Raw genomic sequence first — 14,871 nt, 5'->3', positions numbered from 1 at the left:
TATCTATTAAGAGCAGCAGTCCTCATCGGTTGATGTTTGATTCTTTTTTTTATAGGTGACTACTGCAAGGATTAAAAATATTATCAACATTGGAAACAAAATATAATCCAAGTACCCAGTCCATGCTCCAAGCCCGAACACCCCTAACATGATCACTAACAAAGGAGTTGTACAGCAAAGAAGAATGATGATGAATCCAACTATACTTCCAACAAACCAATTATTCCTTTTCATCTTATCGCTCTCCTTTTAACCACTATCTTCAAGAACATTCTCTATAATTGGACATGCATATAAGTCTCTTTCATTAGGGCAACAATTCTTCAGGTCATTCAAGACTTTTTGTATGTGTTTTAAATCATTAATTTTCTTCTCTACATTTATCTGCTTTTGTGAAACGAATTGATACATATCCTGACAACGATCAGAGTCTTTATCGACTATTCCGAGAAGTTTGTATATTTCACTTAGTGAAAATCCCAAATCTTGCATTTTTTTAATGAAACTTACACGTTTCACTGTGGAATCACCATAAATACGGTATCCTGAACTGTTCCGATATGGTTCTGGTATTAATGATTTCCGTTCATAATAACGGATGGTTTCCTTATTCACATTACAAACCTCGGCTAACTCGCTAATTTTATATTTCAAAGCCATCACCTCTAGATACAATATAAACCCTGTACTATAGTACAGGGTCAAGTGTTAGTAGATTTTATTATTCCAATATTAGTTTCAATAAAACATTTTACTTTGACGATAAATTCACTATCTTTACTTATTAACGATTGAATTTTCTCGAAACGGAGTCTTCCACAATCCTGCCCTATACTTAAAGACCCGGTTTCGAGATAATCACCCAAAAATTGAATGAAAATACACATTAATGCCCTTTATAACGCGTTTATTTATACAACTTGTCTAATAAACATGTTGCCAAAACCTACAAAGAATAAATGCCATATACAATCAAATCTCTTACAGTTATCCAGGGTTTATATTCTTCTAATTCTCCTACCTCTCCCTTCGTTCGAGCCTGGCTTTTCCCATTAAAACAACTTCCATCTTCTTCACAGTTTATATTGTGTTTTTCGGATACCCAACTATTAAAGGCTACTTCGGATGGTGTTCCAAGTACTAACACAACAATCGAGATACAAACTAAAAAATCTTTTTTAACAGTCAAAAAACCCTTTAGTTACCACTAACATTTCATATAAGCTCCCAATTTTTGAAGACTTGAAATCAAAATATATGAACCATATATTTAACTAATACCCCTGGTAGCTTAATTATCTTCCTTCCAACCAATTTTCTTAATAATAACAGTTATAACTTTATTTTCATTAAACCCAAACTCTATATTTATCATATTATCTTTATCAAAATATCCAAGGGTATCTAATCCGCTTTCAACCCTTTCATAATAGTTCTCACCGTATTCTTTAATTACCTGTTCTTTTGTATCCCCGATTTTAATTTCTTTTTCCGTTCCATATATCTTGGAGTTTTCGTGTGTTCTTCGAATGAATAATCGAATAACCTTCTCATCTACAAAACCAAACTCCACACCATCGTAACTTAAATATTTTGACTTTGGATTTTCTATTTCTTCGATTTTAGTCGGTTTTCCAAAAGTGTTTATTACATCGTTCTCATATGAATTAATTGATATAGAATTGATATTTTCACCAGAGAGATCAATGCTCTCTGTGCTTACATAAAAATCCATCGTTTCCTTCGCAAATGGTTCACATCCTATTAAAACCAAAAACATAATAATAGTTGAACTTACTGTTGTAATTTTTAGATTTATCCTCAAAATGATTCCCTCATTTTTATCCACTTATATATTTAACCTTGGAAATAAAAACCCTTTATTCAAAATTACTGCCCGTTAGCACAATAAAAGTTAGTAGCTGCGCAACTATCTTCCACTTATATGGAAACTAGATTTCAATATATCTTGAAGTAGATATTAAATTACCTCACCTGTTTGGTGAATAAGGCTTATTGAATATCAATTATGCTTTTTAGCATTCTTGTATCTTCTGAAGAAACAGTGAATCCTTTCTTTTCGTTCCCAATAAACATAACTATACTTTCTTCCCCTTCGTTTCCAAGCACAAGATGTAATCCGCGATCTTCCCCATTTTCATAACGAACTAATATATCGTAGTCAGGTTTCTCGTTATATACATCAACCTCTCTATTTATTCCTTTTGCATTTTTTAAAATACCACTAAAAGTCGATATATCTTCTGATTGGTCAATGGAAACAAAATAATTTTCATTTAATGCCCCAAAACCATTAGATTTGGAAATTGAAATATCAGATACACCATCTAATAATTTCATCTCTTCCATACGAGACTGACAAGAAATTAAGGTAATACTAAAAAAAGCTAAATTAAATACCAGTAACCACTTCTTCATATCCAACTTCCTCCTACTAAACTGTTATGTGATTTAAATTAGTTCTTTTTACAACCCTCCTGCTCCGTTAACACAATAAGCGATAGCCAATATGCAACTATAGCCCCTTAGTGTAAGACTCTATTGCGAGACATTTTCCATTTAAACCACAGTACCTTCCCCAGTTAGGTTTAATATCTTCTTCCAGCAAATCCTTTAGTTTATTCATAACGTAATCATCTCTTATTATATTTTACCATTAATATCCACTTGTGAATTGCTAGCATTAAGAATAAATTAACTAAAGGTGAATATTATTATTGAATACTCCTGCTCAACATTAAGAATAGGGCCATTCCTGTGTTTAAGAATCGCCCCTATTGCTTAAGACTCAGCTTCGATTTAATCCACTTAAACTTCTAAAGTGTACTGCTCAGTTAGCATAATAAACGAGAACCATTGTGCAACTATTGCCCCTTTACTTGAAGAGTATATACTTTTCCATGTTATTTAAATTTATAGACTGTCGAGAAATTCGACAGCCTAAATCAATGATGTACTTAAAAGTTATTCTATAACTTCTAAAACAGTAAACATACCGCCTGTATCACCATCCGCGTTCATAGTATGGTGGGGTTTATGACAATGAATCGGCCATCTGCCTATATTTTCTGCTGTGAACTCAACATCCCAGGTTTCACCAGCAGCCACATTAATAGTATTCTTCGTGAGCTGTGCTGATTCATCAATACGGTTGCCATCAGCAGCTGTAACTTTAAAGTCATCTCCATGCATGTGCATTGGGTGGGAATTTCCGCTGAGGTTGGTAAATCTCAAACGGACTCTTTCCCCTTTCTTAACCATTATCGGCTCTGTGTCCGGATAAGATTTTCCATTGATCGTGAACGTATTCGGTTCCATACCCAATGGGTTGATTTCATAAGCGCCTGAATCCGTGTCTTCCCTTTCATTTATCTCAGAATGCTCTTCATCATGCGATTCTTTTTTAGAAGGTGTCATTACCATATTCCCATGCCCTCCAGCCCCTTCCAGCGTCCATTCCTGAAGCATCATAACGATATCTCTTTCAACTTGTTGGTTCTGGGTTTTTGGCTGAATGACGAATGCTCCTGCAAGTCCCATCAGTTCTTGTTTAGATACATTAGTGTGCGAATGGTACATATAAGTCCCCCCTTGTTTTAGTTTGAAGGAATAAGTAAATGATTCGCCAGGTTCAATTTCCGGTGTATCCTGTATGGAAGTTACACCGTCCATTTCATTCGGAACTTCAATACCATGCCAGTGAACAGATGTAGCTTCTGGCAGGTCATTAGTCACTGTAATTTCAACCTTGTCCCCTTCTTGAGCAATAAGCGTGGGGCCAGGAGTGCTGCCATTGAATCCCCATCCTTTTCCCTGGTATTCTTCTTCAGTAAATCTCTGTATCACAGATTCAGCTGTCAACTCAAAACGTTTGACCCCATCTACCTCCTCTCCTTCCAATGTTTCCCCGCCGGGGGTTTCAATTGAAGTTAATTTTTTGGAAGCTGATGCTTTGGAGTTGTAGTCCGCTGTTGATGCCAACGGTAACTGCTGGTATAAAAATCCAGAACCTAATGCTGCTAAAACAAACAAAATAATGATCCATGTTCTTTTCATAAATGCATCTCCCTTATATTTTTCTTTTAATTTATCAATCGTTTATGGAGAAATGATGCATTTTCCTCATAATAGAAGTAGCAATTTTGTGACATGCATAGAAATTGGGCAATATTGATAAAGATGTGGATAGATGAGGGAGATTAGACTAATTATCAAGATGATTTGCCGTCCAATACCTTTCAATGACCAGACTTTCTGCACAAAAAATGCATATAAGGGGGATATATTAAAAAGGTGAACTTCACAAACAATGATAGAATTGGAGGAATATAAAGGTGAATAATTCAAAATTTCTTCTGAACGTATCAGTTTTGGTTTTATTACTGGCATTGGCCGCTTGTTCAGGGGGAAATGAAGGAGATCAGCCGGATACGGCGGAGCAAAATGAAAACCAAACTGAAGAGCCATCTTCAGATGAAAATACGGATGAAAGTTCGGAAAGCCACGAAGGGATGGAGCACTCAGGATCCGGTGAAGTACCGGAAGGTCTAGAAGCTGCAGACAATCCGGAATTTGAAGAGGGAAGTACAGCGATCATCCAAGAGGGTCATATGAGTGGGATGGAAGGAGCGAAGGCTACGATTGTAGGGGCCTATGATACAGTGGCTTATTCTGTTTCTTATGATCCGACCAATGGTGGGGAACGTGTTAAGGATCACAAATGGGTGATCCATGAAGAAATTGAGGAAGCTGGTGAAATAGACCTCGAACCAGGAGAGAAAGTGACTCTTAATGCCTCCCACATGGAAGTAATGGAAGGAGCAGAGGCTGTTATTGAATCAGTTGAAGAAACTACCGTTTATATGATTAACTTTACTCCAACAGATGGAGGAGAGGAAGTCACCGACCATAAATGGGTTACAGCGAATGAACTTTCAGCTGAGTAGTACAAGTTCGGAACGGAATATTTTCAAGGCGAAATTAAAGAATTTCGCCTTTTTTTCATGGCTTATATAAAAGGGTTCTGCTTATTCAGTGAGAGGGGCATTATCTGAAGTCATTTTTCTCTCTTTAGAAAATATACATAAAAGGAAAGTTTGATTGCTATTTTTTAACTAACTATAAAAAAATTTAGAGGAGAATAAGAATGGGTGATATGCATATGTTTATCGTACTTGCTCTACTATTAATTGTTATCTTCTCATTCCTATTGACGAGAAGGTTCCACACGTCTCTCCACCATAGCCAGCGTATGGTCATCTCGATGGTCTCTGGTACAAGTTCGGGGCTTGTAGTAGGGGTAATGTTTGGATCGATTTTTCAAGGTGATTTAATTTTTTCTACAGTTTTAGGGATATCGGTGGGAGGTTCAATCGGAGGAATTAGCAACTGTAGATTGGGAATGGTTTCTTGTATTGAGGGTATATCCGCTGGTTTAATGAGTGGTATGATGGGAGCTATGTTAGGAGAGATGCTTTCTATTTACGAAAACGTTATTCTAATAAAGCTGTTTTTAACTCTAGCTGTATGTTCCCTGATTCTGTATCCTATGTTTGCGTGCACGTCTTCCTCTGACCAAACCATGCCATCGAAAAAATGGCTCCTTAAGCCTTTCCTTGTTTTTTTGCTAGTCATGAGTTTTTTGTTGGGGGGAAGTTGGTTTATTGATGAACCTATGAATAATCCAATACCACACAATAATCATTCATCATAAAAACAAGGCAAAGAAGGGTCTTTGCCTTGTTTCATTAATTCGCTTTTAATAGCTTTGCATTAATAGCCACAACTACCGTACTTAGACTCATTAAAACTGCTCCGACTGCAGGGCTTAAGATGATTCCAATTGGTGCTAGGATACCAGCTGCTAATGGTATGGCCGCAATGTTGTACCCTGCTGCCCACCATAGGTTTTGAATCATTTTTTGATACGTTTTCTTGGATAATTCTATAATCGAAACGACATCCTTTGGGTTACTTTTCACAAGTACAATATCAGCTGATTCCATTGCTACATCTGTACCTGTTCCAATAGCTACTCCTAAATCAGCGGTAGCTAGAGCAGGAGCATCGTTTACCCCATCTCCAGTCATGGCAACTTTCCAGCCTTTTTCTTTAATACTTTTCACTTGATCGGCTTTTTGATCTGGTAGCACTTCAGCATACACTTCATCAATACCTAACTGCTTGGCAACCCAATCAGCTACTTTTTGGTTATCGCCCGTTAACATAATTGAATGGACACCTTTCTCTTTTAGTGATTCGATAGCTTCCTTGGCATCTTCTCGGACGATATCAGCTAGTGCAATCATGCCCATTAATTCTTGTTCTACCAAAACAAACACAACCGTTTTTCCTTCCTCAGAAAGTTCATTAAAAGAAGAATGATTATAGGCATAATCGTGTTCGTCTACATAACCAGGACTTACAACGTTTACTTCTTTCCCATCGACTGTGCCTCTAAGTCCTTTACCAGTCATGGATTCAAATTCTTCTATATTCTTCAGTGTAATGGAATCTTGTTTCGCTTTCTCTACAATTCCTTCGGCTAGTGGATGTTCTGAGTTTTGTTCCAAGGAAGCAGCCCATGTCAGAACGTCCTCTTTTGTATAGTCGTTAAGAGGAATGATTTCCGTCACACCAAACTCCCCTTTGGTTAAGGTGCCGGTTTTATCAAACACGACGGCATTTAAGCTTCTAGCCCCTTCAAAATTGGCACGATTTCGAATTAGCAATCCTTTCTTAGCAGAAATGGATGTAGATACTGCAACGACAAGAGGTGCCGCTAAGCCTAGTGCATGTGGACATGTAATGACCATAACGGTAACCATACGTTCCATGGCTACATCAACAGGATTACCTAGGGCAAGCCAGACAATAAAGGTTATAATACCACTTGCTAAAGCAAGATAAAAAAGCCATTTTGCTGCACGATTGGAAATATCCTGCGTTTTCGATTTTGATTCCTGTGCTTCTTTCACTAGTCCAATTACTTGGGATAAATACGTATCATCCCCTGTTTTCTGAACGGTTATAGTGATGGAGCCTTCCTGGTTGACTGATCCACCTATTGCTTCCTTTCCTTCGCTCTTTTCAACTGGAACCGATTCACCTGTTAACATAGACTCATCAATAGTCGTCTTTCCATTAATAATATCTCCATCTACAGGAATCTTTTCTCCAGGCTTGACCAAAACGTTATCTCCTGTTTGTAAATCAGCTACAGGTACATCCTCGATATTTCCTTCTTCATCTACCTTATGTGCTTCGTTGGGCATCAACTTCACTAGTTCTTCTAATGCATTTGAAGCCCCCATCACAGATTTCATTTCAATCCAATGACCAAGAAGCATAATATCAACTAGTGTGGCTAGTTCCCAAAAAAAGTTCCGACCTTCCAGGCCAAACACAACTAGTGAGCTGTACAAATAAGCTACAGCTATCGCAAGTCCAATCAGCGTCATCATACCTGGATTCTTTTGCTTCAACTCCTCCTTAGCTCCAGTTAAGAAAGGCAAACCTCCATAGAAGAATACAAATGTAGCTAGAGCGAATAACACATATTGGTCAAATGGGAATGTCAGATCTAATCCTAAAAAATCTTGAATCATTGGAGATAATAATAAGATAGGAATCGTTACAATAAGAGAAATATAAAACCGTTTCTTAAAATCTTCTACCATTGCTCCATGATCATGACCCTCGTGGCCATCATGTCCTTCATGATGGTCTTGTTCTTCATGTTTTTCTGAATGATTGTGGTGTTCATGAGACATATATCATTCTTGCTCCTTTCTTCAAATAAATGCTTTTTCTAATCACTATTTTTTCTTCTTTAGTAAGGTCATGCCCAAATAATATCCAAAATTCGTGCAGATGAGTCGCTCTTATCTTTATATTATGGTTTATTCTTTGTGTCTTCACCTAATTTGAATGGGGAGTACACATACTTATAATCAAGAATTGTTACCATTCCTCTATTAGCATGATTGTTATCATGGCAATGAAATAACCACTCCCCGGCATTGTTCGCTTTAAAATAAATTTCATAGGTTTGACCAGGCTTAATATTAAGTAAATCTTTCACAACAGGATTCTCAAGGGTTTTTCCATTCTTAGCAGCCACTTGAAAACGATGACCATGAAAGTGCATATGATGATTTAACATGCCAGTATTTTTCAATCTCACTTTAACAATGTCCCCTTCTGTTACTTGAATTGGAGCTGTCTTTGGAAGGATGTCATTGTTAATTTGAAAAACCATTCCTTCCCCCGTGTTCATCCCTATATTTAATTCCATTGTGTATTGGACATCTGAGTATGGTAAATTTGTTAAGATTAATTCCTCACTTTTATACGTTGTACTGTTTACTGCCTTACTTGTTTTAATAGAACGATTTTGGGTTATATCTTTTTATTATCCACAGATTTTTCTCTAACTGGAATACTTAAGAGACTGGCTGACTCATTGTAATTCAATAATGTTACTGACTGTGGTGATTTATTTGTTCTAGTAAATTCCACATCCATTCGTTCAACTAGAGCAATTTCTATCATCGATTTCGACGGAGAAGGTGAATTGTTATTATCCTTTCCATCTACTGAAATAATTCTCATACTTTGATTTGGAAAGTTCACAAACTGGGTTTGGTAACCCGCATTAATAAATCTAAACCTTGCCTTCTCTCCTTGTTGAGGTTCGACATTTTTAATTTGATTTCCATTTTTACCATTATTGCTTAACGTATCATACATAGCTTCGGTATCTGCTTCACCGTTACCTGATATTCCTCCAGACATCATCTCATCTAAATAGAAGTTTGAGGTTTTGTTTTATATAAAATTTCTTTCTTCTATGATACTGCACAATTTATGCACTTTTATCGGTTATAGTACGAGATGGGGTATATAGAAAAGAGGCACTGAGTTTTTCTTTATACATCTTTATGATATTAGTTATACATGAATGGAGGCGTTAAAATATGATGAATGGTCAAGGTATGATGGGTGGTTTTTTTGGAATGGGAGTATCTTGGTTACTTATAATAGGTATCATTGTTGTTGCTCTTATCTTGATGAAATCTTGGTCTGGTAACCAACAAAAATCTGCTAATCACCAAGATTCTCTCGCTATATTAAAGCAACGCCTAGCTAGAGGTGAAATAACAGAGGAAGAATACGATCGATTAAAGAAAAAAATAGCTGAATAAGAAACCATTCTACAAGGAAATTAATGATTAATAATAAAAACTCCCATTCATAAAGCGGGAGTAGAAGAGATGTATATTGCCAATATATATCATGTACCAACCTTACTTAAATAGAGTAAGGTTTTTTACGTTCCTCAGTCCCACATCATCCAGAACCATCGAACCAACCTGACCCCTATAAAAGCTAGCCCATATATACTACTTTGCTCACCCTCAACAAGATAAAGCGAATTTCTATGTGACTAAAATTGCTAATAAAAAATAATAACCTCTAAAAAGTATTCGTTCAAGAACATCACATCTTAACGTATATCTAGCAAAAAAAGAACCTTCACTTGGTCCTTTTTTCACTGTTTCATCATTCATTCTGATGACAATCTCGATACATCTCGTTAATTTCTTCCTCGCTCATGTTTGGATGCATGTCTTTCATCCAAGGAATCATTTCTGCTACATCAAACCCTAGCATAGAATGAAAATCCCTCGTATGTTCATCTCCGTGAGCTAGTACCACATTACTGAGTCCTAACACTATTAACAAAACAAGTAAGATAGAGAAAAGTTTCTTCTTCATCTTAAATCCCTCCTTTTGTTCTCATTAGGAGTGTATCCAGTATTTATCAAGAAACTGTGCAGACTCTGTGGCAAAATGGTGAGGTTTTATTCGTCATCTTTTACCCACTTGTATCCTACACCCCAGACTGTTTTGAAATAGTCATCAATAGGAAAACCAGTCTGTCTTATTTTTTCTCGAATGTTTCGTACGTGAGAATCAATGGTCCGACCTTCTGTATCAGAATGAAATCCCCAAACGATATCGATGAGTTGTTCCCTACTAAATACACGCTCTGGATGCTTCATTAAATGACCAATCATTGCAAACTCTTTTGGTGTCACTGGAATTGGTTCGTCTTGATAACATAGTTTATGTTTTTGTCCATCCCAAATTAAACCATGTATATGGATCAAATCTTCTTTTGATGTCCTTCTTAACAATGCTTGTACTCGAGCCAATAATTCATCTTCATCAAATGGTTTGGTAACGTAGTCATCGGCTCCAATTTTCAATCCTTTTACAATATCTGTCTTCTGATCTCTTGCTGTTACCATTATAATAGGAACATCTGAAATGTTTTGTATTTCTTTACAGACGTTCCAGCCATCATATTGAGGCATCATAATATCCAAAAGGACCAAATCATAAGAGTGTTCTTCTATCTTACGTATGGCTTCTTGACCTGTTTTTATTTTCGTACATCGATATCCATGTGGTGAGAGGTGAAGTTCGAGTAAATCTAACATGCGCTGCTCATCATCTACTAACAATATGTTAATCATACGAAACTATATCCTCCTCTTTTAATAGAATCGTCATCTTCGTTCCATCTCCTATTACACTTTCTACTTTTACTTCTCCGCCATGCTTCTCTATAATTTCTTTTACAATGGACAAACCTAGGCCAGATCCCCCCAACTCTCTTGACCTGGATTTGTCTATGCGATACAACCGTTCAAATATAAATGGAACCTCTTCTTCTGGAATACCTTCACCTTCATCTTGAACTGTAATAGCTACCTTCCCCATGTTTATTTTCACATCAATATTGATTGTAGATTGGTTTGGAGAATGTTTGATGGCATTATCCATTAGGTTAAGGATTACTTGTTGAAAACGATCAGGGTCCACATAAATGATGATATTATCTGGACACGTAATATTTAGACGTAATTGGTTATCATTTAAGATCGGATGCATTTTGTCTCTTACCTTTTTTAACATGTCACATAAATTCACATCTTCTTTTTGAATAACAAATTGATTTTGATCCATTTTAGCTAAATCAAATAGGTTCTTAACCAGATGTGTTACATGATCGGTTTCTTCACGAATGATGCCCAGGTACTCCTGTCTTTCCTCGTTACTTATCATGTCTCGACTGGCGATATTAGCATATCCCTTTATGTAGGTTAATGGAGTGCGTAGTTCATGAGAAATACTAGCTAGAAATTCTTTACGATCTTGTTTTAGTCGCTCTAGCTCATCAGATAGGATGACTATTGAATTTGCTAATTGTCCCAGCTCATCCTTTCGATTTGACTCCAATGAAACTTTTGAGTCCCCTTTAATGATTTCTTCTGTTGCTCGTTTCATGCGAACGAGTGGTCTAGTAATAAAATGGCTTAATATAAAGATAGCAACTACAGTTAAAAGTATGGCTATAAAGCCAGCCAGCAGGAACTGATTGGATAATTGATTAATGACGCTCTTAATGACTGTGGTTTGGGAGAACATATACACGTACCCACGATTACCACCATTAATTTGAATAGGGCTAACGGAAGCCACAAACGAACTTGACTTCCACTCTTCATGCAGAATCACACCTTGATGGGATATGTTTGAAAGAGGTTTTGCAATCAATTGGTTAATCTCAGCATTCATAGGCTCGGACTGAGCAATCACATTTTGTTTGTCATCTGTAATCATGACGATTGTGTCAGCTTCTGATTCCATCAATGCGACATGATTTAAAGTTGATTCATTAAAGCTTTTCTCCAACACATCTCGATGACTATTACCACGGGTTAACAAATTATCTAACACTTCTTCTATACGACTGTTTGCTAAGTTGGTGTAGAGGAAAAAGAAAAGAATTCCTTCGACAATCATAATGCATATTAAAATAAGAACCCCTAATTTAAAGGATAGTTTATTCATATTTCGAGAACCTCGTTATGTTTGAAATTTAGAGCCAGTATGTAAGAGTATCCAAAATCCCAATTACAATAAGTAGAAATCCAGTAATGATTTGGACAACCTTTCCTATCATACGACTTCTTTTAAGTAATATTCCACTCATGTCAAAGTACCATATGAGGAATAGAATAATTAAAACAGGTAATGATGTCCCAACCGCAAATATGCCAGGTAACACTATTCCGTATGAAGTAGAAAGTACAAGAGGCATCAAGGTAACAAAAAATAAAATGAACATAGTAGGGCAAAAAGCTAACGAAAAGCTTATCCCCATAAAGAAACTACCAATAGCCGGTTTGTTTTGGAAGGATTCAAAAATGCTACCGAGTCTTAGCGTTTTCCTAATCTTTATAACACCTATTAAATATAAGCCAGCTAGTACAAGAGTGGGACCGATAAGCTTTCGTATAATAGGAAGGAAGAGGGTCAACTGTCCTCTTATCTCCTGTCCAAACACCCACACTAGTGCTCCTAGAACAGAAAATACAACCATTTTTCCTGCAATGAATAGACCAATGTGACACCATGAAGTTTTTGTTTGTAATGACTGATTGCCATAGAGTGACAAAGCTCCAATATTTCCAGTAATTTGGCAAGGAGCTACTGCACCTACTAAACCAAGAAATAGAGCAGCTAGAAGTGGAATATGATTATACCCATTAGCAAGATGTAACAAAGGATCACTAAACCAAGAAGCTAATCTGCTAAATGTTCCATACACGTAAATCTCCCTCCCTGATGAACTAGCAATTTATTATGGACAATTAGAGCATTCATTAGTAAATACAATCATTTGGGAGAAGGATTGGGTGTACGTTGATTGCCTTTTAATAGAATGCCATACCTCAGATTACTATGAAGTGAAATTCTCACTACTGTTGTACTTCTCCTGCTTCTACAATCGTTTTCCACTTATCTCCACCATTCGTTGTTTGGAATGCATGATTGTTAAAGGAGAGAAACACCATTTCTTCAGCGTTTTCAGGGTGTTGTGCGAAATAAGCTATTGCATCTTTCTTTAAGTCTGGTAATGGCAGTTGCGTCTTCTTTTGGTCTTGGTAATGATATTTTACAAGTCTAGCCTCACTATCGAAATATCCATAGTAAAGAATCTCATCGCTAAAATGAACCGTCGTCCCGTTAGTTTCTTCTGTTATTCTAGTAAAAGAGGAACCTCCATCTTTAGAAAGATATATTCCCTTTTTGGATGCAACAGCTACACGTTTATTATCTTCAGGGTGTACAGCAATGGACATGACCTCTCCTTGAAGTCCTGAAGCCTCTACCTTTTCCCAACTCTCTCCATTATCTGTACTTTTATGTACCCCCATAGAAAGCTTGTTAGTTTCATGACCATTTACTACATACATCGTGTGATTGTTATAACCTACACCCATGACATGAAAATCAAAATCTCCTTCAAATGCTACTTCTTCTAGTGTTCTCCCCTTATCTAAACTCTTTTGTACACCAAGAGGATTTGGAAGGTTAGAACCTTTCCCTGGGTGTCCACTCGTATAAAACCCTTCATCTATTGCAGTGAATCCCATATAATCATTGTTTTGCTGAGAAGTAGAATACCACTCACTATCCTGATAAAATTTCAAACCATCATGTGATGCAAAAGCAAGATCAGCATCACTTCCCATATATCCTAAACCATGAACATGTTCCAACTTCCCATCGAATTCCTGCAGGTAATCATCAGTATCAGATTGCTCCTGACTGCAAGCCGATAATAGTAAAGTCCCAGTCATTATTGCTAGTATTATTCCTTTATTAAACACATCTATCTTCCTCTCTAACAATTCCTGAACTTATTTTATATGATAATTATCGAGAATTTGTGCAGTGAGACGAGTGACCTGTCCCTTCGTCTCACTGAATATTAGAAGCCTGTAAAGCCTCCAAAAAATTGGGTGGATAAGAATGAAGTTCGTTGAGTCATCCATCCAAAAAATAGAAGAACCCCCATTACAATCATAGAGTATCCACCAACTTTAATAATCAACCGATTATACCTTTTCACCCATTTCATCCTTCCGATAAAAAAAGACATGATAAAGAACGGAATTGCAAACCCAAATACATAAGCAACCATATACATTATAGATTGTTTTGGATTCGAAACCCCCATAGCTAACACAGTAGCTAAGATGGACCCTGCACATGGAGTCCAACCTGCTGCATACCCCATTCCAACAAAACTGGAACCAATAAACCCAGTTCTTTTGTGTTTATATGTTAACCTCGTATCTCTCATCATGAATTTAGGCTTGAATACTCCAAACACGACAAATTCGAAGAATACAATAAAAATATACTACCTATTTGTCGAATAAATTCATCATTCATAAGGAAAAACTCCCCTAAAAAAGATGTTGAAAATCCGAGTGCAAGAAAAATGACGGAGAAGCCGAGTAAAAAGAATAGTGTATGCAGTAAAGCATGTTTTTGTAACAGGCCATTTCCTTGCTTTAAGTCATCAACAGATACACACCTCATGTATTTTCTTATATTATCTTCTAGCTTGTCTAAAATACTTTGTAAGATTTCTCTTGCTTTCATGGTTCCCATTAGCAAAAGGGGCACTCCCACAGAATTCGATAGACTAGCAAAAAACTTCATTACCTTTTCATAATTACTTCCCTGTGCTGATAACAAATACTGAATTTCATCTATAACTAAAATACCTAAAGCATGAAGTTTTGATAAGTGAGCCATATTATTTACCATGGCACTTGTAGAAAACGTTTTTCTGCCAATGTCCTTTACGTAATTTGTTCCAAGTACAGCATCTATTTCAGATAAGAACGACATACAAATAGTCTTTAAAGAGCTATCATGTGCACAATCAAGCTTTATATTTTTAATATCATCCATAAT

At 36.5% G+C, this 14,871-nt stretch carries 18 protein-coding genes; 3 read left to right on the top strand and 15 right to left on the bottom strand.

Annotated elements, in window-relative coordinates:
- Window positions 1-6: 6 nt before the first annotated feature.
- From merF to ACFFGV_RS17775, 5 genes are all read right to left on the bottom strand, one after another.
- Complete coding sequence (gene merF / locus ACFFGV_RS17795; RefSeq protein ID WP_377350748.1) at window positions 7-234, bottom strand: mercury resistance system transport protein MerF; 228 nt, start codon at window positions 232-234, stop codon at window positions 7-9.
- A 15-nt stretch (window positions 235-249) separates the two neighbouring features.
- Window positions 250-654, bottom strand: a complete 405-nt coding sequence (gene merR / locus ACFFGV_RS17790) for a mercury resistance transcriptional regulator MerR (protein WP_377350745.1) — start codon at window positions 652-654, stop codon at window positions 250-252.
- A 637-nt stretch (window positions 655-1,291) separates the two neighbouring features.
- A complete protein-coding gene (locus tag ACFFGV_RS17785) occupies window positions 1,292-1,849 on the bottom strand; it encodes a hypothetical protein (RefSeq protein ID WP_377350743.1) in 558 nt (185 codons plus the stop codon).
- 164 nt (window positions 1,850-2,013) lie between these two features.
- Entirely contained in the window at window positions 2,014-2,439 is a 426-nt protein-coding gene (locus ACFFGV_RS17780) for a YhfM domain-containing protein (protein ID WP_377350741.1), read from the bottom strand.
- A 546-nt stretch (window positions 2,440-2,985) separates the two neighbouring features.
- Entirely contained in the window at window positions 2,986-4,077 is a 1,092-nt protein-coding gene (locus ACFFGV_RS17775; protein WP_377350739.1) for a multicopper oxidase family protein, read from the bottom strand.
- A gap of 278 nt (window positions 4,078-4,355) precedes the next feature.
- Between ACFFGV_RS17775 and ACFFGV_RS17770 the strand changes: the two genes are divergently transcribed.
- Entirely contained in the window at window positions 4,356-4,967 is a 612-nt protein-coding gene (locus ACFFGV_RS17770) for a YdhK family protein (RefSeq protein WP_377350737.1), read from the top strand.
- Between the two features lie 200 nt (window positions 4,968-5,167).
- A complete protein-coding gene (locus ACFFGV_RS17765; protein ID WP_377350735.1) occupies window positions 5,168-5,734 on the top strand; it encodes a hypothetical protein in 567 nt (188 codons plus the stop codon).
- A gap of 34 nt (window positions 5,735-5,768) precedes the next feature.
- On the opposite strand, the gene ACFFGV_RS17760 is transcribed toward ACFFGV_RS17765, so the two are convergent.
- The 3 genes from ACFFGV_RS17760 to ACFFGV_RS17750 all read right to left on the bottom strand — a co-directional run bounded on the left by ACFFGV_RS17760 (window position 5,769) and on the right by ACFFGV_RS17750 (window position 8,817).
- Entirely contained in the window at window positions 5,769-7,793 is a 2,025-nt protein-coding gene (locus ACFFGV_RS17760) for a heavy metal translocating P-type ATPase (protein WP_377350733.1), read from the bottom strand.
- A 122-nt stretch (window positions 7,794-7,915) separates the two neighbouring features.
- Entirely contained in the window at window positions 7,916-8,281 is a 366-nt protein-coding gene (locus ACFFGV_RS17755; protein ID WP_377350730.1) for a multicopper oxidase domain-containing protein, read from the bottom strand.
- Window positions 8,282-8,421: 140 nt separating this feature from the next.
- Window positions 8,422-8,817 (bottom strand): cupredoxin domain-containing protein, encoded by a 396-nt coding sequence (locus ACFFGV_RS17750; RefSeq protein ID WP_377350727.1) that lies wholly within the window; start codon window positions 8,815-8,817, stop codon window positions 8,422-8,424.
- Between the two features lie 182 nt (window positions 8,818-8,999).
- On the opposite strand from ACFFGV_RS17750, the gene ACFFGV_RS17745 reads away from it, so the two are divergent.
- A complete protein-coding gene (locus ACFFGV_RS17745; protein ID WP_377350725.1) occupies window positions 9,000-9,227 on the top strand; it encodes an SHOCT domain-containing protein in 228 nt (75 codons plus the stop codon).
- 358 nt (window positions 9,228-9,585) lie between these two features.
- Here the strand turns inward: ACFFGV_RS17745 and ACFFGV_RS17740 are convergent, their stop codons facing one another.
- The 7 genes from ACFFGV_RS17740 to ACFFGV_RS17710 all read right to left on the bottom strand — a co-directional run bounded on the left by ACFFGV_RS17740 (window position 9,586) and on the right by ACFFGV_RS17710 (window position 14,868).
- Window positions 9,586-9,801 (bottom strand): hypothetical protein, encoded by a 216-nt coding sequence (locus ACFFGV_RS17740; RefSeq protein WP_377350723.1) that lies wholly within the window; start codon window positions 9,799-9,801, stop codon window positions 9,586-9,588.
- Between the two features lie 86 nt (window positions 9,802-9,887).
- Complete coding sequence (locus ACFFGV_RS17735) at window positions 9,888-10,565, bottom strand: response regulator transcription factor (protein WP_377350720.1); 678 nt, start codon at window positions 10,563-10,565, stop codon at window positions 9,888-9,890.
- Entirely contained in the window at window positions 10,558-11,946 is a 1,389-nt protein-coding gene (locus ACFFGV_RS17730; protein WP_377350718.1) for a sensor histidine kinase, read from the bottom strand. The genes ACFFGV_RS17735 and ACFFGV_RS17730 overlap by 8 nt, the downstream gene beginning before the upstream one ends.
- Before the next feature lie 28 nt (window positions 11,947-11,974).
- Complete coding sequence (locus tag ACFFGV_RS17725) at window positions 11,975-12,706, bottom strand: urease accessory protein UreH domain-containing protein (protein ID WP_377350716.1); 732 nt, start codon at window positions 12,704-12,706, stop codon at window positions 11,975-11,977.
- A 151-nt stretch (window positions 12,707-12,857) separates the two neighbouring features.
- Window positions 12,858-13,772: a F510_1955 family glycosylhydrolase gene (locus ACFFGV_RS17720; protein ID WP_377350714.1), complete on the bottom strand. Its 915-nt coding sequence runs from the start codon at window positions 13,770-13,772 to the stop codon at window positions 12,858-12,860.
- A gap of 101 nt (window positions 13,773-13,873) precedes the next feature.
- Complete coding sequence (locus ACFFGV_RS17715; protein ID WP_377350711.1) at window positions 13,874-14,251, bottom strand: urease accessory protein UreH domain-containing protein; 378 nt, start codon at window positions 14,249-14,251, stop codon at window positions 13,874-13,876.
- A complete protein-coding gene (locus ACFFGV_RS17710) occupies window positions 14,248-14,868 on the bottom strand; it encodes an AAA family ATPase (RefSeq protein WP_377350708.1) in 621 nt (206 codons plus the stop codon). Before ACFFGV_RS17710 ends, ACFFGV_RS17715 begins: the two co-directional genes overlap by 4 nt.
- Window positions 14,869-14,871: the final 3 nt, after the last annotated feature.

Source organism: Pontibacillus salicampi (assembly GCF_042434395.1).
Classification (GTDB): Bacteria; Bacillota; Bacilli; order Bacillales; family BH030062; genus Pontibacillus; species Pontibacillus salicampi.
This window is presented reverse-complemented; position numbering and strand designations above follow the sequence as displayed.

Excerpts from the sequence above, each read along its gene's own strand:
- ACFFGV_RS17735 (WP_377350720.1), bottom strand. The coding sequence starts at position 10,565 with ATGATTAACATATTGTTAGTAGATGATGAGCAGCGCATGTTAGATTTA.
- ACFFGV_RS17715 (WP_377350711.1), bottom strand. The coding sequence starts at position 14,251 with ATGATGAGAGATACGAGGTTAACATATAAACACAAAAGAACTGGGTTT.
- ACFFGV_RS17760 (WP_377350733.1), bottom strand. The coding sequence starts at position 7,793 with ATGTCTCATGAACACCACAATCATTCAGAAAAACATGAAGAACAAGAC.
- ACFFGV_RS17740 (WP_377350723.1), bottom strand. The coding sequence starts at position 9,801 with ATGAAGAAGAAACTTTTCTCTATCTTACTTGTTTTGTTAATAGTGTTA.
- ACFFGV_RS17710 (WP_377350708.1), bottom strand. The coding sequence starts at position 14,868 with ATGGATGATATTAAAAATATAAAGCTTGATTGTGCACATGATAGCTCT.
- merF (WP_377350748.1), bottom strand. The coding sequence starts at position 234 with ATGAAAAGGAATAATTGGTTTGTTGGAAGTATAGTTGGATTCATCATC.
- ACFFGV_RS17750 (WP_377350727.1), bottom strand. The coding sequence starts at position 8,817 with ATGTCTGGAGGAATATCAGGTAACGGTGAAGCAGATACCGAAGCTATG.
- ACFFGV_RS17755 (WP_377350730.1), bottom strand. The coding sequence starts at position 8,281 with ATGGTTTTTCAAATTAACAATGACATCCTTCCAAAGACAGCTCCAATT.
- ACFFGV_RS17775 (WP_377350739.1), bottom strand. The coding sequence starts at position 4,077 with ATGAAAAGAACATGGATCATTATTTTGTTTGTTTTAGCAGCATTAGGT.
- ACFFGV_RS17765 (WP_377350735.1), top strand. The coding sequence starts at position 5,168 with ATGGGTGATATGCATATGTTTATCGTACTTGCTCTACTATTAATTGTT.
- ACFFGV_RS17780 (WP_377350741.1), bottom strand. The coding sequence starts at position 2,439 with ATGAAGAAGTGGTTACTGGTATTTAATTTAGCTTTTTTTAGTATTACC.
- ACFFGV_RS17745 (WP_377350725.1), top strand. The coding sequence starts at position 9,000 with ATGATGAATGGTCAAGGTATGATGGGTGGTTTTTTTGGAATGGGAGTA.
- ACFFGV_RS17730 (WP_377350718.1), bottom strand. The coding sequence starts at position 11,946 with ATGAATAAACTATCCTTTAAATTAGGGGTTCTTATTTTAATATGCATT.